General features: G+C 63.9%; 20 protein-coding genes. 19 read left to right on the top strand and 1 reads right to left on the bottom strand.

Features of this window, described 5'->3' with window-relative positions:
* The first annotated feature begins 14 nt into the window (after positions 1-14).
* The 10 genes from N005_RS05745 (at position 15) to N005_RS05790 (ending at position 9,559) form a co-directional block, all read left to right on the top strand.
* On the top strand, positions 15-1,226 hold the full coding sequence (locus N005_RS05745; protein ID WP_047700233.1) for a bifunctional cobalt-precorrin-7 (C(5))-methyltransferase/cobalt-precorrin-6B (C(15))-methyltransferase: 1,212 nt from the start codon (positions 15-17) through the stop codon (positions 1,224-1,226).
* Positions 1,219-2,316, top strand: a complete 1,098-nt coding sequence (locus N005_RS05750; protein ID WP_047700235.1) for a cobalt-precorrin-5B (C(1))-methyltransferase — start codon at positions 1,219-1,221, stop codon at positions 2,314-2,316. The genes N005_RS05745 and N005_RS05750 overlap by 8 nt, the downstream gene beginning before the upstream one ends.
* Positions 2,313-3,029, top strand: a complete 717-nt coding sequence (locus N005_RS05755) for a cobalt-precorrin-6A reductase (protein ID WP_047700237.1) — start codon at positions 2,313-2,315, stop codon at positions 3,027-3,029. The genes N005_RS05750 and N005_RS05755 overlap by 4 nt, the downstream gene beginning before the upstream one ends.
* A 352-nt stretch (positions 3,030-3,381) precedes the next feature.
* Positions 3,382-3,738, top strand: a complete 357-nt coding sequence (locus N005_RS05760; protein WP_047700238.1) for a DUF6124 family protein — start codon at positions 3,382-3,384, stop codon at positions 3,736-3,738.
* A gap of 255 nt (positions 3,739-3,993) precedes the next feature.
* The gene (locus tag N005_RS29630) at positions 3,994-4,287 is read left to right on the top strand and encodes a helix-turn-helix domain-containing transcriptional regulator (RefSeq protein WP_230165321.1); all 294 of its coding nucleotides are present in this window, start codon (positions 3,994-3,996) and stop codon (positions 4,285-4,287) included.
* A gap of 147 nt (positions 4,288-4,434) precedes the next feature.
* Positions 4,435-4,833: a DUF2946 domain-containing protein gene (locus N005_RS05770; protein WP_047700241.1), complete on the top strand. Its 399-nt coding sequence runs from the start codon at positions 4,435-4,437 to the stop codon at positions 4,831-4,833.
* 47 nt (positions 4,834-4,880) lie between these two features.
* Positions 4,881-5,360, top strand: coding sequence for a copper chaperone PCu(A)C (locus N005_RS05775; protein ID WP_047700244.1), 480 nt, complete (start codon positions 4,881-4,883; stop codon positions 5,358-5,360).
* 54 nt (positions 5,361-5,414) lie between these two features.
* Positions 5,415-5,819, top strand: coding sequence for a DUF2946 domain-containing protein (locus N005_RS05780; protein WP_144402655.1), 405 nt, complete (start codon positions 5,415-5,417; stop codon positions 5,817-5,819).
* Between the two features lie 82 nt (positions 5,820-5,901).
* A complete protein-coding gene (locus N005_RS05785) occupies positions 5,902-8,028 on the top strand; it encodes a TonB-dependent copper receptor (RefSeq protein WP_047700248.1) in 2,127 nt (708 codons plus the stop codon).
* Between the two features lie 151 nt (positions 8,029-8,179).
* On the top strand, positions 8,180-9,559 hold the full coding sequence (locus N005_RS05790; protein WP_047700249.1) for a PepSY-associated TM helix domain-containing protein: 1,380 nt from the start codon (positions 8,180-8,182) through the stop codon (positions 9,557-9,559).
* A 7-nt stretch (positions 9,560-9,566) separates the two neighbouring features.
* Here the strand turns inward: N005_RS05790 and N005_RS05795 are convergent, their stop codons facing one another.
* A complete protein-coding gene (locus tag N005_RS05795) occupies positions 9,567-9,914 on the bottom strand; it encodes an SRPBCC family protein (RefSeq protein ID WP_047700253.1) in 348 nt (115 codons plus the stop codon).
* 342 nt (positions 9,915-10,256) lie between these two features.
* On the opposite strand from N005_RS05795, the gene N005_RS05800 reads away from it, so the two are divergent.
* From N005_RS05800 to N005_RS05840, 9 genes are all read left to right on the top strand, one after another.
* Complete coding sequence (locus N005_RS05800) at positions 10,257-11,045, top strand: ABC transporter ATP-binding protein (protein ID WP_047700254.1); 789 nt, start codon at positions 10,257-10,259, stop codon at positions 11,043-11,045.
* On the top strand, positions 11,042-11,989 hold the full coding sequence (locus N005_RS05805; RefSeq protein WP_047700255.1) for an ABC transporter substrate-binding protein: 948 nt from the start codon (positions 11,042-11,044) through the stop codon (positions 11,987-11,989). The genes N005_RS05800 and N005_RS05805 overlap by 4 nt, the downstream gene beginning before the upstream one ends.
* A complete protein-coding gene (locus tag N005_RS05810; protein ID WP_047700256.1) occupies positions 11,986-12,996 on the top strand; it encodes a FecCD family ABC transporter permease in 1,011 nt (336 codons plus the stop codon). The genes N005_RS05805 and N005_RS05810 overlap by 4 nt, the downstream gene beginning before the upstream one ends.
* A gap of 341 nt (positions 12,997-13,337) precedes the next feature.
* Positions 13,338-14,603 (top strand): urea ABC transporter substrate-binding protein, encoded by a 1,266-nt coding sequence (urtA, locus tag N005_RS05815; protein ID WP_047700259.1) that lies wholly within the window; start codon positions 13,338-13,340, stop codon positions 14,601-14,603.
* Between the two features lie 159 nt (positions 14,604-14,762).
* On the top strand, positions 14,763-16,265 hold the full coding sequence (urtB, locus tag N005_RS05820; RefSeq protein WP_047700261.1) for an urea ABC transporter permease subunit UrtB: 1,503 nt from the start codon (positions 14,763-14,765) through the stop codon (positions 16,263-16,265).
* The gene (gene urtC, locus N005_RS05825; protein ID WP_047700263.1) at positions 16,265-17,344 is read left to right on the top strand and encodes an urea ABC transporter permease subunit UrtC; all 1,080 of its coding nucleotides are present in this window, start codon (positions 16,265-16,267) and stop codon (positions 17,342-17,344) included. The genes urtB and urtC overlap by 1 nt, the downstream gene beginning before the upstream one ends.
* Positions 17,341-18,210, top strand: coding sequence for an urea ABC transporter ATP-binding protein UrtD (gene urtD / locus N005_RS05830; RefSeq protein WP_047700265.1), 870 nt, complete (start codon positions 17,341-17,343; stop codon positions 18,208-18,210). The genes urtC and urtD overlap by 4 nt, the downstream gene beginning before the upstream one ends.
* Positions 18,211-18,342: 132 nt before the next feature.
* Positions 18,343-19,041, top strand: a complete 699-nt coding sequence (urtE, locus tag N005_RS05835) for an urea ABC transporter ATP-binding subunit UrtE (RefSeq protein WP_047700267.1) — start codon at positions 18,343-18,345, stop codon at positions 19,039-19,041.
* Positions 19,042-19,071: 30 nt separating this feature from the next.
* A complete protein-coding gene (locus tag N005_RS05840) occupies positions 19,072-19,914 on the top strand; it encodes an urease accessory protein UreD (protein WP_047700269.1) in 843 nt (280 codons plus the stop codon).
* The last annotated feature ends 140 nt before the right edge of the window (positions 19,915-20,054 follow it).

Raw genomic sequence — 20,054 nt, forward strand, 5'->3', positions numbered from 1 at the left:
TTCGAGGAACAGAGATGACCCCCTGGCTGACCGTAGTGGGCATCGGCGAAGACGGCTTCAAGGGCCTGGGCCGAACGGCCCGCCATGCCCTGTTGCGGGCGACGCGCATTGTCGGCAGCGCGCGCCAACTGGCGTTATTACCGGTGTGCATCCGCGGCCAACGGGAGCTGTGGCCAAGCCCGTTTTCCCTGGAACCGCTGCTGGCACGACGGGACGAGCCGGTGTGTGTGCTGGCCAGCGGCGATCCGATGTTCTTTGGCGTCGGCGCCAGCCTCGCCAAACAGCTGCCAAGCGAGCAGATGCAGGTCATCCCGGCGCCATCGTCATGTTCGCTGGCGGCTGCGCGCATGGGTTGGCCGCTGCAGGACGTTGTGACTGTGTCGCTGGTGGCACGCCCCCTGGCGGCACTCAATGCCCATTTATCCGCAGGCGTCAGGCTGCTGGTGCTGAGCAACGACCGCCACACCCCAGGTGCGGTGGCGTCATTGCTGCGCGAGCGCGGGTTCGGTCCCAGCCCCATGACCGTGCTGGAACACCTTGGCGGCCCGGCAGAGCGGCGGATCGAAAGCTGCGCCGCACAGTGGTCCGAGCCGGACATCACCGACCTGAACCTGATCGCCGTCGAGTGCCGGGCAGAACCCTCGGCGTTGCGCCTGTCACGCCTGGCCGGTTTGCCGGACACCGCGTTCGAACATGACGGCCAGTTGACCAAGCGCGACGTGCGCGCCATCACCCTGGCGCGCCTCGCCCCGATGCCCGGCGAATTGCTCTGGGACGTGGGCGCCGGCAGCGGCTCCATTGGCATCGAATGGATGCGCGCACACCCTGCCTGTCGGGCCCTGGCCATCGAGGCCGACGAAGGCCGCCAGGGCTTGATCGAACGTAACCGCGAGACTCTCGGCGTACCCGGCCTGCAACTGATTCGCGGACGAGCGCCGCAGGCCCTCGTGGGACTGGAGCGACCGGACGCCGTATTCATTGGCGGCGGCGTCACCCGTGAGGGCGTGCTGGAAGCCTGCTGGGCCCAACTCAAGCCCGGTGGCCGGCTGGTCGCCAACGCCGTGACCCTGCAAAGCGAAATGACGCTCATGAACTGGCGCGAACTCCATGGCGGCGAACTGACCCGCATCCACATCGCCCAGGCCCAACCACTGGGCGAGTTCGACACCTGGCGCCAGGCGTTGCCGATTACCCTGCTGGACCTGGTAAAGCCCCTCGATGCGTGACGAAACCGCCGAACAACCCGCGCCCCTGCGCAGCGGCCTGACCACCGGCAGTTGCGCCACGGCCACCAGCCTGGCGGCGGCACGCCTGTTGCTGCAAGGTCATTGCGCCGATGCCGTGGAGATCGTTTTGCCCAAGGGCAAACAGGTGCAGATGCGTCTGGAATTCTGTCGCCTGACCGGCCAGGGGGCCGAGGCCGGGACGATCAAGGACGCCGGCGACGACCCCGACGTGACCCACGGTGCGTTGTTGTTTTCCCAAGTGCGGCTGACGGTCGAACCGGGGGTGCGTTTCGTTGCCGGGCGCGGCGTCGGCACGGTGACGCGACCGGGCCTGGTGCTGGCGGTCGGCGAACCGGCGATCAACCCGGTGCCGCGCAAGATGATCGGTGATCACCTGGACCGGTTGGCCGAAGCAACCGGCTATACCGGCGGTTTCGAAGTCACGGTCAACGTCGAGGGCGGTGAAGCCCTGGCGCTCAAAACCATGAACCCACGCCTGGGCATCCTCGGCGGCCTGTCGATCCTCGGCACCAGCGGCATTGTCCGGCCGTTCTCCTGCGCGGCCTACATTGCCTCGATCCACCAGGGCATCGACGTGGCGAAAACCAACGGTTACCTGCACATCGCGGCCTGCACCGGCAATGCCAGCGAAGACACCATGCGCCGGGTCTACAACCTGCCGGAAATCGCCTTGATCGAAATGGGCGACTTCGTCGGCGCCGTGCTCAAGCACGTGCGCAAGGTTCCGGTGGACAAACTCAGCCTCTGCGGCGGCTTTGGTAAAATCAGCAAACTCGCCGCCGGTCACATGGACCTGCACAGCCGCCACTCGAGCATCGACCTGCCACAGTTGGCCGACTGGGCGGCCGCAATCGGCGCCGACGTGGCTCTGCAGCAAGGCATCCGCGGCGCCAACACCAGCCAACAGGCCCTGGCAATGGCCAGCGCCGCCGGTATCGCCCTCGGCGACGCGGTGTGCGGGCACGCCCTGGCCTTCGCCCGCAGCATCGTGCCGTCCCAGGTCCAAGTCGAAGTCTTCGCCATCGACCGCCAGGGCGGGATCGTCGGCCACGCCGGAGCCTTTACATGAAACGCATCCTGCTGCTGGGCGGCATCACCGAAGCCTTGGCCATCGCCCGCACCCTCGGCCCTCAACACATCTACAGCCTGGCGGGCGTGGGCCGTGTCCCCACCGACCTGACCTGCCAGGTGCGCGTCGGCGGCTACGGCGGCGCCGAGGGCCTGGCGCAATTCATCCGCGACCAGGGCATCAGCCTGGTGTTGGACGCCACCCACCCCTACGCCGCCCGGATCAGCCACAACGCCGCCCAGGCAGCCCGCGCCTGCGGCATTCCCTGCTGGGCCCTGCGCCGCCCGGCCTGGCAGCCCCGCCATGGCAATGACTGGCGCGAAGTCGCCGACTGGGCCGAACTGATCCAGGCCCTGAAGCCTTTCCACCGCCCCCTTTTCACCCTCGGCCGCGAACCGCTGCAACATCTGCATGAGATTCCCCCGGAGCAATTCTGGACCCTGCGCGCCCTGGACGTTTACCCCGGCAACGAACGCTGCGAAGTCATCGGCGCCCGAGGGCCGTTCCATATCGACGGCGAGCGGGCGCTGTTCGAGCGGCGGCAGATCGATGTGCTGGTCAGCAAGAACAGTGGCAGCACCGCAACCGAGCCGAAGCTGGAGGTGGCGCGGGAGCGAGGAGTGCCGGTGTTGGTGTTGAGGCGGCCGGTGTTGGCGGGGGTGGATCGTGAATTCTGGACGCTTGAGGAGATGTTGTCGGCGCTGTCGATGTAACTCCGCCGACCTTCACGATCCGACCGCACTGAGACTACGAACACAGACTACATCGCCTTGCGCCGCTGCCTACAACTGCGCCAGAATCCGCCGGCTTGTGGACCTGGGAGCGCACCGGTAGCTTGGACTCCGTCACTGCCCCTCAGTGATCGGGTTTAGTCGCCCGAGGCTTTCAGCTGGTTCATAAGCTCCGTCCAGTCAGGTATCCAACCTGCGCTTGATGGTGGTTGTGCGCAGGGCGCCCTCGGGCGCGCCGGTAATGCTGAACTCCCCGGTCGACTAACCTGCGTACAGCCGCCTCCCTTCGTTTAGTCGCGAAGCCGTTGCGGCTCCATACAAGGAGTTTTCAGCAATGTTCAAGATCACACCCAATCCCCCAGACACCGCCGATACTGCATCTGGCGGTAACAGCATCAACTCAAAAAAACTCGATGATGCGGCCACCCGCGCCTTGGACTACTACCTCAAACCGCCCGCTGAAGAAAAATCCGACACCCTCGATACCCTTTTCGTTATAGCTCCCGGCATTAACGCCGAATGCCTGCTCGCCAACCTCAGCGAAACCCTGGCTTCGGCCAACGCAATGGTCAGCGACCTGGCGTTCGATCTGGAGGGCTCGCGAAGGCACATCGCACTGGGAGTTCAACAGATGATCGAGCTGGGCCAGTTGCTGGCAAATCGGGCATTGGATGAGGTTGACCCAAGGTAAGCAACAGGCTCTTGGCTTGATCACTACAAGGGTCGAACTCTATATCTGTGGCAAGGAGGGTCTAGCGAAACGTCACACCGCTGCGCTTTGTGGGAGCAAGGCTTGCCCGCGATGAAGCCGACGCGGTTTATCTTGGAACCGAGTCGCGCTCATCGCGGGCAAGCCTTGCTCCCACAGTGTCTACTCAGCCCAACGGGGAATAAATCTTCTCGCCACAGATACTCACCAGCTATTGGAGTCTTTGAAGGTAATCCTATGGCCCTCACACGAAACTACAAACACACGATTGTCGAACGCGCCAGGCGTGACCCTGAGTTTGCTCAGCTACTGTTGGAGGAGGCGCTCTCAATGACCGGAACATTCACACGCTTCGATGCTGCTATTTATCTCAAAACGCCTGAGGAAATGACCGCGTATCTGGATGCCTGTTTCGACGAGGACGATGGTGACGGCGTACTGGTACGAGCGGCTCTCGACGATATCGCTCGAGCAAAAGACATGACGCCGATTGCCCTCGATGCGGATGGTGACCAATCGAACGTCGACTGATATCTCGCCACAACAGCGCTCATCTGGCGATCTATTGCTACTGTTAACAGGAGCCCTGCGACCCTACACCGCACATGGCTTTTTTACTTCCAGCCCGCGATCAGGCTAAATACCGCCACCTGATCGCCCAACCGAGCGGATTCGCCCATGTCCCGACAACGGCTTGCATTTGCCTGGATCGCCTGCTTCGCAGTGCTGTTCAACATGCTTGCCATGCCGCTTTCCGGCAGCGCGGCCGCACAGGGCAATGCGCCGGCCGAGCAGTTGTTATGGGGCAGTTTCTGTTCCTCCAGCGGCACGAAGCTGGTGGCGATTTCCCTGGGCAAGCTCGAACAGAGCACGCCCGGTAACGACGATCATTCGACCATGCAGCATTGCTGGTGCTGCGCAGGCTCGGCGTCGTTGGTGGCGCTCACCGGACAGGCTCCGCGTCTGTACCTGGCCCCACAGCCTGCCCATCACGGCCTCGTCCACTCGACCCACGACAGTCCCACCCCGCGCCAGCAATGGCCGAGTCTCAACCCCCGCGCCTCGCCTCTGGTCTGATTCCCACCGCATAAAAATTGCGTCCTGAATCGTTCCGGAGAATCACCATGTTGAACAGACTCATCCTGCTGGCTGCCCTGCTGCTTCCCGTCGGCTTTGCCCATGCTCATCAGTACAAGGTCGGCGACCTTGAGATCGCCCATCCCTGGTCCCAGGAATTGCCGCCCAATGCGCCCACCGTGGCCGCGTATTTCGTGATCCACAACACCGGGGCAACGGCGGACAAACTGCTCAGCGTCGACACGCCGATTGCCGGCAAGGCCGAGCTCCACGAGCACGTGAAGCAGGACGACCTGATGAAGATGCAGCCCGTGCCCACGGTTGCGATTGCCCCCGGCGCCACCGTCACCTTCGCCCCCATGGCGTACCACGTCATGCTGCTGGACCTGAAGGATCGCAGCCTGCTGAGTGACGGCAAACGCTTTGCCATGACCCTGCATTTCGAGAAAGCCGGGGATGTCACGGTCGACGTTGCGGTGCAGAAAAAAGCCCCCGACGGCACCATGACCGAAGCCCACACGCACTGATAGCGGCCCATGGGTCTTCCCCGCGCCAGGCCCTCCATGCCCCGCCGCCAGCCGATGAGCCTGGCACGCGGCAGCTGGATCAGCCTGTTCGCCATGCTGATGATCTTTATCGGTCCACTGGTTTCCCAGTCGATGCCGATGGATCAGCACATGTCTTCGTCCATGCCTATGAGCATGGATATGGACATGAGCATGGACATGGACGCAGGGGCTCACGCCGGACATGAAGCTCCGACAGCCGAACACGACACGCCTCGGAACGAGCATCACGCGCTGTGGGAAAAATGCGGCTATTGCAGCCTGCTGTTCAATTGCCCGGCCCTGCCCGGTGGGCAGTCCCTGGCCGTTTTCGACACCCCAACGGCCAACACCTACACCAGCCCTTCCCCACGCCTGGGCCATGCCCGGCCGGCCCTCTTCCCTGGCGCCCGCACCCGCGCACCGCCCCTCGACGCGTAGATCCGACACTTACCAACCCGGTCGCACAAGACAGCTCCAGGCTACCCGACCGTGTCGTCTACGTTTGTTCGATGGAATCATCATGTCCAGGTTTTCTGCCGGCATCGCTTTGGGCACTGCCCAGGCCAGTTGCCCTCCGAATGAGGCACGGGTGCGTTTTCACCCTGCCGTCGCCGCCATGTGCGGCCTGCTACTGACGTCTCACGCGCTGGCCGATGAGCACGACCATCATGAAGGCCAGGTCGAGGAACTGAGCCCGACGGTCATTACCGCCATTGCGCCCAGCTCACCGCTGACCGTGGTCACCAACCCCAAGGATCCGCGCCAGCCGGTCCCGGCCAGTGACGGCGGTGACTACCTCAAGACCATTCCCGGCTTCGCCCTGGTGCGCAACGGCGGCACCAACGGCGACCCGGTGCTGCGTGGCATGTTCGGCTCACGGCTGAATATCCTCACCAACGGCAGCACGCTGCTGGGCGCCTGCCCCGGCCGCATGGATGCGCCGACCTCCTATATCTCACCGGAAACCTATGATCAGCTCACCGTGATCAAGGGCCCGCAAACCGTGTTGTGGGGCCCGGGCGCGTCGGCCGGGACCATCCTGTTCGACCGCAAGCCGGAACAGTTCGGTGAGTTGGGCACAAGGGTCAATGCCAGTGTGCTGGCCGGCTCCAACGGTCGCTTCGACAAAGTGCTGGACGCCGCTGCCGGCGGGTCCCTGGGTTACGTACGGGTGATCGGCAACACCGCCCATTCGGACGATTACCGCGACGGCAACAACGACACCGTGCCGTCGCGCTACGACAAGTGGAACGGCGACGTCACCCTTGGCTGGACGCCGGATGCCGACACGTTGCTGGAACTGACCGCCGGCAAGGGCGACGGCGAGGCGCGCTACGCCGGGCGAGGCATGGACGGTTCGCAGTTCAAGCGTGAAAGCCTAGGGCTGCGTTTCGAACGGTCGAACCTCGGCGAGGTGCTGGATAAGATCGAGGCCCAGGTCTACTACAACTACGCCGACCACGTGATGGACAACTACACGCTGCGCACGCCTTCAGGCACCGGGATGATGGCCGGGCCCATGGCGTCCAACGTCGACCGACGCACACTGGGCGCGCGCATCAAGGCCACCTGGCGCTGGGCCGATGTGCAGCTGATCAGCGGCCTGGATGTCCAGACCAACGAGCATCGCCAACGCAGCAGCATGGGCGTCGACACCTACAAGGAACTGCCGCGCACCAAGGACGCCGACTTTCACAACTACGGCGTCTTCGGCGAGCTGACCTGGTACGCCGCCGACCGCGACAGGCTGGTGACCGGCGCCCGTCTCGACCGGGCCTCGGCCAAGGATTACCGGCAGAGCATCGGCTCCGGCATGATGGCCCGACCCAATCCCACTGCCGACGATACCCGCGCCGATACCCTGCCCAGCGGTTTCGTCCGCTACGAGCACGACCTGGCAGACAGCCCCACGACGGTTTATGCCGGCCTGGGTCACGCGCAACGCTTCCCCGACTACTGGGAGTTGTTCTCGCCGGATAACGGACCCACCGGCTCGCGGAATGCCTTCGATTCGATCAAGCCGGAAAAAACCACCCAACTCGACTTCGGCCTGCAGTACAAGACCGAAACCCTCGAAGCCTGGGCGTCGGGGTATATCGGGCAGGTGCGTGACTACATCCTGTTCGACTACACCCCCGGCATGATGGGCAGCACTTCGCGGGCCGAGAATATCGATGCGCGGATCATGGGCGGCGAGCTCGGCGCGGCCTTCCAACTGACCGAGCATTGGAAAGCCGATGCGACCCTGGCCTATGCCTGGGGCAAGAACAGCAGCGACGGCACGGCCCTGGCGCAAATGCCACCGCTGGACGCACGCCTGGGCCTGACCTACAGCGAAGACCGCTGGAGCGCCGGCGCCCTGTGGCGGGTGGTGGCAGCCCAGCATCGCGTCGACGAGAACAGGGGCAACGTGGTGGGCAAGGATTATGGCAAAAGCTCGGGCTTCGGGGTCTTCTCCCTCAATGGCGCCTACCGCATCAACCCGCATTGGAAGGTCAGCAGCGGCGTCGACAACCTGTTCGGCAAAGCCTACGCCGAGCACCTGAACCTGGCCGGCAACGCCGGATTCGGCTACCCGGCCAGTGACCCGCAAGCCATCAACGAACCGGGGCGCACGCTCTGGACCAAGGTGGACATGAGTTTCTAACAACAAGTGCACAGAACCTGTGGGAGCGAGCCTGCTCGCGATGCGGTCTATCAGTCACCTCGATGCTGAATGTACCGCCGCTTTCGCGAGCAGGCTCGCTCCCACAGGGATCTGATCGTACAACCACATTTGCCAAGCGGAGCGCTTTTCGATGAGCCAACCGAAACCGAATTTCTACAACCTGGCCTGGCGCTGGCATTTCTATGCCGGGCTGTTCGTCGCACCATTCATGGTGATGCTGGCCCTGACCGGCATCATCTACCTGTTCAAGCCGCAACTCGATCCACTGATGTACGGCAACCTGCTGAACGTCCCGGCCGGCCATCACACGATGGCTGCGGACGACCTGCTCCAACAGGTCCGCCAGGCCTACCCCGAAGCCCAGGTAAAACAGTACCTGCCACCGGCCGACGCCGAACGCAGCGCGCAGTTCGTGGTGATCGACAAGGGCCGGGAGCTGAACGTCTTCATCGACCCATACCACGGCGACGTCCTCGGCGAACAGGACGCCAAGAACAACCTGCAAGCCATGGCCAGGGCCATCCACGGTGAACTGTTGATCGGCACCGTCGGTGATCGGTTGGTGGAAATGGCTGCCGGCTGGGGCGTGGTGCTGGTGGTGTCGGGGCTGTACCTGTGGTGGCCGCGCGGGCAATCGTCCGCCGGGGTCCTGTGGCCGCGCTGGAATGCTCGTGGCCGGCTGTTCTGGCGCGACCTGCACGTTGTCATCGGCTTCTGGGGCGCGGCGTTGCTGCTGGTGATGCTGCTCAGCGGCATGACCTGGACCGGCTTCTGGGGCAAACAGTACGCCAATCTCTGGAATCGCTTCCCCGCCGCGATGTGGAATGACGTGCCCAAGTCCGACGCCGACGCCGGCAGCCTCAACAGCGCCCATCGCCAGACCGTGCCCTGGGCCGTGGAGAACACGCCGATGCCGATGTCCGGCGATCATGCCGAGCACATGGCCCACGGTGGCATGCACGAGGGTCCTGCCGCCCCGGCCATCAGCCTGCAAGCGGTGCAGGACATCGCCGCCGCGCACAAGGTCACACCTGGCTACAGCATCACCCTGCCGACCACGGCCACGGGAGTCTTCACCATCGCCGTGTTCGCCGATGATCCGCGCAACGACGCGACTCTCCATGTGGACCAGTACACCGGCAAGGTCCTGGCCGATGTGCGCTGGGCTCACTACAGCGTCGTCGCCCGCGCCACCGAAACCGGCGTCATGTTGCACGAAGGCAAGATGTTCGGCCCGGCGAACCAGATCGTGGTACTGCTGATCTGCCTGATGATCCTGCTCAGCGCCGTGAGCGGCATAGTGATGTGGTGGAAGCGCCGGCCACAGGGCAAGCTTGGCGTACCGCCCATGCGTCACGACCTGCCGACGTGGAAAACCGGGGTGTTCATCATGCTGGTCCTGGCGGTGGTATTTCCGTTGGTGGGGGCGTCGCTGGTGGTGGTGTGGATGATCGACCGCCTGTGGATTTCGCGCAGGGCCCAGGACATCCGCAGTGATGCAATCTCCTGAGCGACGGTCAAGGCCGGAACAGGTCGCCACAGGATTCCGGCTGGAGGACACCATTGCAGACGTGGAGTTTTTCCACGTCGAGAACCTTGATGTCTTCGATCTCGTTTGGCGTGCCGCCGCCGTAGTCATTCCTGCATGTCACAGCGATCCGGCACCGCCCGTTGCCCTGCGGCTCGATCATCGGGGGAGGCGGGCGGCCGGTGTCCATCGCACTCACCGTTGCCTTGCAACTGAAGCTGATCGGGTTCCTCTTCCATGCCTGCTCGCACGGATGCCCGGAGGCTACGGCCAAGCGAATGGCGATACACCCGAAGACCAGTGCACCAATGAAAGTCACAAGCCTGGTCGTGGTCATGGCGTTTCTTCCCTTTTTGGGGAATAAGCAGGCTAACCTGCCTCGATCCCGGGGACTACTGTCAGGTCTGACAGGTCCGTGCCGGCTCGCCAGGAGAGAGGCTGGATACACCGTCTGAGAAGGTTTCATCTTGATGCTGAAGACAGTGCGTTAACGGAAGGCGGCGCGAAACCTCTACAATCGCGCCCGCTGCCGAACTGTAAGCACAGCCCGCGAATGTGGGAGCGAGCCTGCTCGCGATAGCGCCGGGTCAGCCAGAGAAGCGGCGACTGATCCGCCGCTATGCGCTCGTCCGAGCGAGCCACAGGGGAATGTGTTTTAACCGATCATTTGAGTACACGCATGACCTCGCTGACCCTCTCTCACCTTGCCTGGACACCCCTGGGCCATGGCCACTGCCATCACCAGTTCCAACTGCGTGACGCCACGTTGCAGGTGGCGGCCGGGGAGTTCGTCGGGTTGATCGGGCCCAACGGCAGCGGCAAGACCAGCCTGTTGCGGTGCGCCTATCGGTTCAGCCCGCCGGAGAGCGGCGAGGTGAAACTCGACCACCACAACGTCTGGCGCCAGTCATCACGCTGGTGCGCGCAACGTATTGCCGTGGTACTGCAGGAGTTTCCCGACGCCTTTGGCCTGACGGTCGAGGAGGTGGTCGCCATGGGTCGCACGCCCCACAAGGGCCTGTTCGATGGCGACAACCACGAGGACCGGCGCCTGATCAGCCAGGCCCTGGAAGCGGTAGGGCTGCAAGGCTTCGGCGAACATGCCTTCGCCACCCTCTCGGGCGGTGAAAAACAGCGGGTGATCCTGGCCCGTGCCTTGGCCCAGCAACCGCAATTGCTGATCCTCGACGAGCCGACCAATCATCTCGACCCGCGTTATCAACTCGAACTGCTGCAATTGATCAAGCGCCTGGGGGTCGGCACCCTCGCCAGCATTCACGACCTGAACCTCGCCGCCGCCTTCTGTGACCGGCTCTACGTCATCGAACACGGCCGTATCGTCGCCAGCGGCACTCCCAAGGATGTGCTGACCGCCGCGCTGCTGCATGACGTCTTCGGCGTCGAAGCCCTGGTGGATGAGCATCCCCTCGCCGGCTACCCACGAATCACCTGGATAACCCAACCATGACCCTGCGTTCCCTGTTGCTTCTGCCGCTGCTGCTGTGCAGCGCCCACACCCTGGCCGAATCCACCCGCTATCCGTTGACGATCCAGAGCTGCAACCGTCAGGTGGTGTTCAACCAAGCCCCCCGGCATGCCGTCAGCCACGACATCAACATGACCCAGATGATGCTCGCCCTCGGGCTCAAATCGCACATGGTCGGCTACAGCGGCATCAGCGGCTGGAAATCGGTGACGCCCGAGATGGCGAAGATCCTCGATGGCCTGCCGGAACTGGCAGCCAAGTACCCTTCGGTGGAAACCCTGCTCAACGCCAACGTGGATTTCTTCTTCGCCGGTTGGGACTATGGCATGCGGGTCGGCGGTGACCTGACGCCGCAGACCCTGCAGCCGTTGGGCATCAATGTGTACGAATTGACCGAGTCCTGCGCGTTCGTGATGAAACGTCCGGCGGCTTCGCTGGAAGATACCTATAACGACCTGCGCAATCTCGGGAAGATTTTCGACGTCCAGGACCGCGCCGATGCGCTGATCGCCACGATGCAGGCCCAGGTGACCGAGGTCCGCAAACACCTGCCGCCCGACCGGCCCCGGGTGTTCCTCTACGACAGCGGTGAAGACCGGGCCATGACCTCCGGCCGACTCGGCATGCCCCAGGCCCTGATCGACGCGGCGGGCGGGCGCAATATCCTCGATGGCCTGGAAACCAGCTGGACCCGGGTGAACTGGGAAAACGTGGTCGAGCATAACCCCGAGGTCATCGTGATCGTCGATTACGGCGAAGTCAGTGCCGAACAGAAACAACAATTCCTGCTGGACAACCCGGCCTTGCAGTCGGTGGATGCGATCAAGCACCGGCGCTTCATCGTGATTCCCTACGTCCAGGCCACGCCAGGCATCGATAACGTGGTGGCGGTGCAGACCCTGGCGAAGGGTTTCCACGACCGATGAACCCTCGTCGCTATGCCGGACTGTTGATCTTCCTCGGCGCGCTGATGCTGTTGTCGTGCGTGGTGTCCCTGGGCTTCGGGCCGGCGCGGGTGCCGGTGGCCGTGGTCTGGGACATTTTGCTGAACAAGGCCTTCGGCATGGGGGAGGTCTATTGGACGGCCGGCCAGGAACACATCGTCTGGCTGATCCGCGTGCCGCGCCTGCTGCTCGGTGCGCTGGTGGGCGCCGGGCTGGCATTGATCGGCGCGGTGCTGCAAGCGGTGACCCGCAACCCGCTGGCCGACCCGCACCTGCTCGGGGTCACCTCCGGCGCGACCTTCGGGGCGGTCATCGTGGTGCTGCATGTCGGGGAAATCGTCGGCCTGCTGACCCTGCCCCTCGCCGCGTTCATCGGCGCGTTGCTGAGCATGCTGTTGGTGCTGGCGATTGCCAGCCGTCAGGGTCGCCTGGAAAGCGATCGCCTGTTGCTGTGCGGCGTGGCGGTGTCATTCGTGATGATGGCGGCGGCCAACCTGCTGCTGTTCCTGGGTGACCATCGGGCCAGCTCCGCAGTGATGTTCTGGATGCTCGGCGGCCTGGGCCTGGCGCGCTGGGAACTGCTGGCGGTGCCCGCCGCCAGCGTCCTGTTGGGACTGGTCCTGCTGCTGGGAATGGCTCGGCCGTTGAATGCCCTGATGGCGGGCGAACAGAGCGCCGTGACCCTGGGCCTGAACGCGGCGAAGGCGCGGTTGTGGATCTTCCTGATCGCGTCGCTGATGACCGGCGTGCTGGTGTCCATCAGCGGCTCGATCGGATTCGTCGGGCTGATGGTGCCGCACATCGCCCGGCGCCTGGTGGGCGCCGAGCATCGTCGCTTGCTGCCGGCCTGCGTGCTGCTGGGCAGCCTGTTCCTGGTGTGGGTAGATGTGGCCGCGCGGACCCTGATCGCACCGGAGGACCTGCCGATCGGTGTGGCGACCGCCGCCATTGGCGGGCTGTTTTTCATCGGACTGATGCGCCGGCGCTGAGCTTCCGAATCTTCTATCCACAGCACTTCCGCTGTGGGAGCGAGCCTGCTCGCGATAGCGGTGGATCAGTCCCATCGTCTCTGGCTGACCCAGCGCTATCGCGAGCAGGCTCGCTCCCACATTAGCGCAGTCGGTGGCTGCGATATCCGCGCACCGATGTGGCGCATCCGATCGCACCAGCGCACAAACGACGGTCGCTCGTGGTGCGCCGCCCCGCTCTCCCCACCGCACCGCCCCCTGCATTTCCCGGCCTTAGCAGGACCGGGCACACCCCTTGCAAAAGCCCGTTCCAGCGTCCGCATCTGCCCTCGATAAAAACACCCATTCACGGAGATCGCACCATGAAACGTCGTAGCTTGATCAAGGCTTTTACCCTCTCGGCCAGCATTGCCGCGATGGGCATGGCCTGGACCGTCCAGGCCGCCGAGACCATCAAGGTCGGCATCCTGCATTCGCTGTCCGGGACCATGGCGATTTCCGAGACGTCCCTCAAGGACATGGCGCTGATGACCATCGACGAAATCAATGCCAAGGGCGGTGTGAACGGCAAGCAGCTCGAAGCGGTGGTCGTGGACCCGGCTTCGAACTGGCCGCTGTTTGCGGAAAAAGGCCGGCAGCTGCTGACCCAGGACAAGGTCGCCGTGGTGTTCGGCTGCTGGACGTCGGTGTCGCGCAAATCGGTGTTGCCGGTATTCGAAGAACTCAACGGCCTGCTGTTCTACCCGGTGCAGTACGAAGGCGAAGAGATGTCGCCGAACGTGTTCTATACCGGCGCAGCACCGAACCAGCAAGCGATTCCGGCGGTGGAATACCTGATGAGCGAAGAAGGCGGCAGCGCCAAGCGCTACTTCCTGCTGGGCACCGACTACGTCTATCCGCGCACCACCAACAAGATCCTGCGGGCGTTCCTGCATTCCAAAGGCGTGGCAGACAAGGACATCGAAGAGGTCTACACCCCGTTCGGCCACAGCGATTACCAGACCATCGTGGCGAGCATCAAGAAGTTCTCGGCCGGCGGCAAGACCGCGGTCATCTCCACGGTCAACGGTGACTCCAACGTGCCGTTCTACAAGGAACTGGCCAACCAGGGCCTGAAAGCCACGGACGTACCGGTGGTGGCTTTCTCGGTAGGCGAAGAAGAACTGCGCGGCATCGACACCAAACCGCTGGTGGGCAACCTGGCGGCCTGGAACTACTTCGAATCGGTGGATAACCCGGCGAACAAGCAATTCGTCGATGCCTGGAAAGCCTATGCCAAGGCCAAGAACCTGCCGGGCGCCGACAAAGCCGTGACCAACGACCCGATGGAAGCCACCTACGTCGGTATCCACATGTGGGCCCAGGCGGCGGAAAAGGCCAAGTCCACCGACGTCGACAAGGTCCGCGAAGCCCTCGCCGGCCAGACCTTCGCCGCGCCGTCGGGCTACACCCTGACCATGGACAAGACCAACCACCACCTGCACAAGCCGGTGATGATCGGCGAGATCCAGGCCGACGGTCAGTTCAACGTGGTCTGGCAGACCGAAGGCCCGATCCGCGCCCAACCGTGGAGCCCGTTCATCGCCGGCAACGACAAGAAGCCCGACTATGCGGTGAAGGGTAACTGAGCCCATGGGTGTCGGCCCCGGATCCCGGGACCGACACACGACTCCTGTGGGAGCGAGCCTGCTCGCGATAGCGCTGGATCAGTCAGCACAAACGTGACAGGTAGACCGCTATCGCGAGCAGGCTCGCTCCCACAAAAAGCACTGCGCAAGGCCGAGCATATGCCCACTGCCCTCTACCGTCTGATTCTCGCCCTGGTGTTGTTACTGCCACTGGGCGCCCACGCCGGCGACGCCGAAGACTTCGTCGCCGCCAACCCGCCCCAGCAGGCCAGGCTCTTGGAAGACTGGGCCGCGCAACCTGAACCTGGGCGTGTCGAACTGCTCAACGCCCTGCAACAAGGCCAGTTGAGTGTCGACGGCCAGCCCAGGACCCTGCGCCTGAACAACCGCTTGCGCGGGCTGATCGAAACCGCCCTCGCCAGTCATCAACTGCTTGCCAGTGATCCCGGCATACGCCTGGGCGCAGCGCAGCAACTGCAAAAAAGTGCGCGCCCGGCGCAACTGGCTTTTCTCGACCGGCAGCTGGCAGGCGAGCAAGACGAAGAAGTCCACGCGGCCCTGAGCCTGGCCCTGGCAAACCTGCAGTTGGTGGATGCCAACCCAAGCGTGCGCCTGGCGGCCGTCCGGCTGCTGGGGGAAACCGGCGATCCGCTGGCCCGCACCCGTCTCGAAGGCCTGCTCGAACCTGGCGCCGAAACCGATGTGGGCGTACGCACCGCCGCCGAGACCAGTCTCGCCCAGGTCAAGCGCAAACTGCTGGTGGGCGAGCTGCTGGGCCAGGCGTTCAGCGGTATGTCCCTGGGCTCGATCCTGTTGCTCGCGGCCCTCGGCCTGGCCATCACCTTCGGCCTGCTGGGGGTGATCAATATGGCCCACGGCGAGATGCTGATGCTCGGCGCCTATTCCACCTATGTTGTGCAGATGCTGTTCCAGCGCTTCGCTCCGAACGCCATCGAGTTCTACCCGCTGATCGCCCTGCCGGTGGCATTTTTCATCACCGCCGCCATCGGCATGGTCCTGGAGCGCACGGTGATCCGCCATCTCTACGGACGGCCGCTGGAAACCCTGCTTGCCACCTGGGGCATCAGCCTGATGTTGATCCAACTGGTGCGCCTGGTGTTCGGCGCGCAGAACGTCGAAGTGGCCAACCCGGCCTGGCTGTCGGGAGGAATCCAGGTATTGCCGAACCTGGTGCTGCCGTACAACCGCATCGTCATCATCGCCTTCGCATTGTCCGTGGTACTGCTGACTTGGTTGTTGCTGAACAAGACCCGCCTGGGCCTGAACGTGCGGGCCGTGACCCAGAACCGCAACATGGCGGCCTGCTGCGGCGTGCCCACCGGGCGCGTGGACATGCTCGCCTTCGGCCTCGGTTCGGGCATCGCCGGGCTGGGCGGCGTGGCCCTGAGCCAGATCGGCAACGTCGGCCCGGACCTGGGCCAGAGCTACATCATCGATTCGTTCCTGGTGGTGGTGCTCGGCGGCGTCGGCCAGTTGGCCGGTAGCGTATCCGCCGCGTTCGGCCTGGGCATCGCCAACAAGATTCTCGAACCGCAGATCGGCGCCGTACTCGGCAAGATCCTCATCCTCGCGCTGATCATTCTGTTCATCCAGAAGCGTCCGCAAGGCCTTTTCGCGCTCAAAGGACGGGTAATCGACTGATGAACCAGCCCCTGATGCTCACGGCCACGCAAAAGGCCGGGCCTAAAGTCACCCTCGCCGTCGGTGCACTGATCCTGGCTGTACTGTTGAGCCTGCCGCTGCTGTCATTGTTGGCGACGGACCATCCGCTGCACGTCTCGGCCTATACCCTGACGCTGGTGGGCAAGATTCTCTGCTATGCCATCGTCGCCCTGGCGCTGGACCTGGTCTGGGGCTACGCCGGAATGTTGTCCCTGGGCCACGGCCTGTTCTTCGCCCTGGGCGGCTACGCCATGGGCATGTACCTGATGCGCCAGGCGGCCGGTGAGGGTCTGCCGGCGTTCATGACGTTCCTGTCATGGACCGAATTGCCCTGGTACTGGAGCGGCACCGACCACTTCCTCTGGGCCCTGTGCCTGGTGGTCCTGGCACCGGGACTGCTGGCGTTGCTGTTCGGTTTCTTCGCCTTTCGTTCGCGGATCAAGGGCGTGTATTTCTCGATCATGACCCAGGCCCTGACCTTCGCCGGCATGCTGCTGTTCTTCCGCAACGAAACCGGCTTCGGCGGCAACAACGGCTTTACCAACTTCCGCTCGATCCTGGGTTTCGGCATCACCGAGCCCGGCACCCGAGCCGTGCTGTTCCTGCTCACCGTGCTGTTGCTGGTGGCGAGCCTGTTCATTGGCTGGCGACTGGCCCGCAGCAAATTCGGTCGGGTGCTGACCGCCCTGCGGGACGCAGAGAACCGGCTGATGTTCTGCGGCTACGATCCCCGGGGCTTCAAGCTGTTCGTCTGGGTCTTGAGCGCGGTCCTGTGTGGTCTGGCCGGGGCGTTGTATGTGCCTCAGGTGGGCATCATCAACCCCAGCGAAATGTCGCCGACCAACTCCATCGAGGCTGCCGTGTGGGTGGCGCTCGGCGGACGCGGCACGCTGATCGGACCGCTGCTGGGCGCCGGCGTGGTCAACGGCATGAAGAGCTGGTTCACCGTGGCCTTCCCGGAGTACTGGCTGTTTTTCCTGGGGGCGCTGTTCATCATCGTGACCTTGTACCTGCCCAAGGGTGTGGTGGGCCTGCTGAAGAAACGGGGTGAACAATGAGAATCACAGCGAGTGCCGAATTCATGCTCGAGCCGGCCTTTTTTCCAATCGAACCCAACAAGGACGCCGGCAGCAGCCGCGACGCCCTCGGCCTTGGCCGGGCAGCCGGCGTTGGCCTGAATACCCGTCACGGCACGATTCTGACCCTGGAAGACATCAGCGTCAGCTTCGACGGCTTCAAGGCCCTGAACGATCTGAACCTGTACATCGGCGTGGGCGAACTGCGTTGCATCATCGGCCCCAATGGCGCGGGCAAGACCACGCTGATGGACGTCATCACCGGCAAGACCCGCCCCAGCCACGGCAACGCCTGGTTCGGCGAAACCCTCGACCTGACCGGCATGAGCGAGGTGCAGATCGCCCAGGCCGGTATCGGCCGCAAGTTCCAGAAGCCCACGGTGTTCGAAGCCCTGAGCGTGTTCGAGAACCTGGAGCTGGCGCTGAAAACCGACAAGTCGGTATGGGCCAGCCTGCGGGCGAAACTGACCGGCGAGCAGCACGACCGCATAAGCGAAGTGCTGGAGACCATCCGCCTCACGTCGTCGGTCAATCGCGCGGCCGGGCTGCTGTCCCATGGGCAAAAGCAGTTCCTGGAGATCGGCATGCTGCTGGTCCAGGACCCGCAGTTGCTGCTGCTCGACGAGCCGGTGGCGGGTATGACCGACGCCGAAACCGACTTCACCGCCGAGCTGTTCAAATCCCTGGCGGGCAAGCATTCGCTGATGGTGGTGGAACATGACATGGGCTTCGTCGGCACCATCGCCGACCACGTCACCGTCCTGCACCAGGGCAGCGTGCTGGCCGAAGGGTCGTTGGAACAGGTGCAGGACAATGAGCGGGTGATCGAGGTGTACCTCGGTCGCTAGAGCGGAAAATGCAGTTCCCTGTGGGAGCGAGCCTGCTCGCGATAGCGGAGGGTCAGCTTGCTTAGGTGTTGAATGTGCCGCCGCCATCGCGAGCAGGCTCGCTCCCACAGGGGTTTGAGGAGAATCTGGAAGATGCTGCAAGTCGACAAGCTCCACCAATACTACGGCGGCAGCCACATCCTGCGGGGCCTGTCGTTTGACGTGAAGGTCGGCGAAGTGACGTGCCTGCTGGGCCGCAACGGCGTGGGCAAGACCACCCTGCTCAAATGCCTGATGGGCCTGCTGCCGGCCAGGGAAGGCGCGGTGAATTGGGAAGGCAAAACCATCACCGCGTTCAAGCCGCACCAGCGGGTCCACGCCGGTATCGCCTATGTGCCCCAGGGCAGGGAGATCTTCGGGCGGCTGACCGTGGAGGAAAACCTGCTGATGGGCCTGTCGCGTTTTCCCGCGTCCGAGGCGCGGGAGGTGCCGGCATTCATCTACGAATTGTTCCCGGTGTTGCTACAGATGAAACAACGCCGTGGCGGTGACCTGTCCGGCGGCCAGCAACAGCAGCTCGCCATTGGCCGGGCGTTGGCCAGTCGTCCACGCCTGCTGATCCTCGACGAGCCCACCGAAGGCATCCAGCCATCGGTGATCAAGGAGATCGGCGCAGTCATCAAGCAACTGGCGGCCCGGGGCGACATGGCGATTTTGCTGGTGGAGCAGTTCTACGACTTCGCCGCCGAGCTGGCCGATCAATACCTGGTGATGTCCCGGGGTGAGATCGTGCAGCAGGGGCGCGGAGAAAACATGGAAGCCGAGGGTGTGCGCGGGCTGGTTACAATCTAGTCTGTAGCGTCCGGACAATCATCAGAAATCATGAACCTACCTTTATCCGCATCTGCCCTGTTCACGCCCTGCTGGCACGCCGAGCTGGAACTGGCCTATGCCCGCTTTGGCGACACTACGCGCCCGGTACAGCGCCGCCATAAAGGTCCGCTGCGGGTGCAAAAACACTTGTATGCCGAAGGGCCCGAGGTGTGCCAACACATCATCGTCCACCCGCCCGGGGGCATTGCCGGCGGGGACCAATTGGCGATCTCGGCTCACGTCGGCCCCGGTGCCTGGGCACAGCTGACCAGCCCCGGCGCGGCCAAGTGGTACCGCGCCATGGCGCCTGCCTGTCAGCAACTGAACCTTAGCGTGGCAGCCGGTGCGACACTGGAGTGGTTGCCCCAGGAGACCATTGTGTTCAGCGCGGCCCAGGCCGAACTCGGCACGTCAGTCGACTTGCAGGGCGACGGGCGCCTGTTCTACTGGGACATGGTTGCCCTCGGCCGCCCCGCCAGCGGCGAGCGCTTCGACCTGGGACACTTTCAATCGCGGCTGGACATTCGCCGCGACGGGCAGCTGCTGTGGCATGAGCGCCAGCGCATCGTCGGTGGCGACGGTTTGCTGGACTCACCCATCGGGCTGGGCGGCGACCCGGTGTTTGCGACGCTGCTGGTGACCGGAGAGATCGCTGGCGAACTGCTGGAGCAATGCCGCTCCCTGGGCCACGCCGTGCGTGGCGACCTGACGCAGTTGCCTGGGCTGGTCGTGGCGCGTTGCCTGGCGAGCGAGGCGTTGCTGGCGCGGGGTTGGCTGGTTGAGTTGTGGCGACTGCTGCGCCCGGCGGTGCTGGGGCGAGAAGCCGTGCCACCGAGAATCTGGAGTACCTGAATTGCTTTTCTGTGGGAGTACTGAGCTCTGTGGGAGCAAAGCTTGCTCGCGATGCAGGCGCCTCGACACAGAAGAAGACCGCGTTATCGTTTATCGCGAGCAAGCTTTGCTCCCAGGGTTCCCATCCAAGGGTTGAGCTT

It is taken from the genome of Pseudomonas mediterranea CFBP 5447, assembly GCF_000774145.1.
In the GTDB taxonomy this organism is placed as follows: domain Bacteria; phylum Pseudomonadota; class Gammaproteobacteria; order Pseudomonadales; family Pseudomonadaceae; genus Aquipseudomonas; species Aquipseudomonas mediterranea.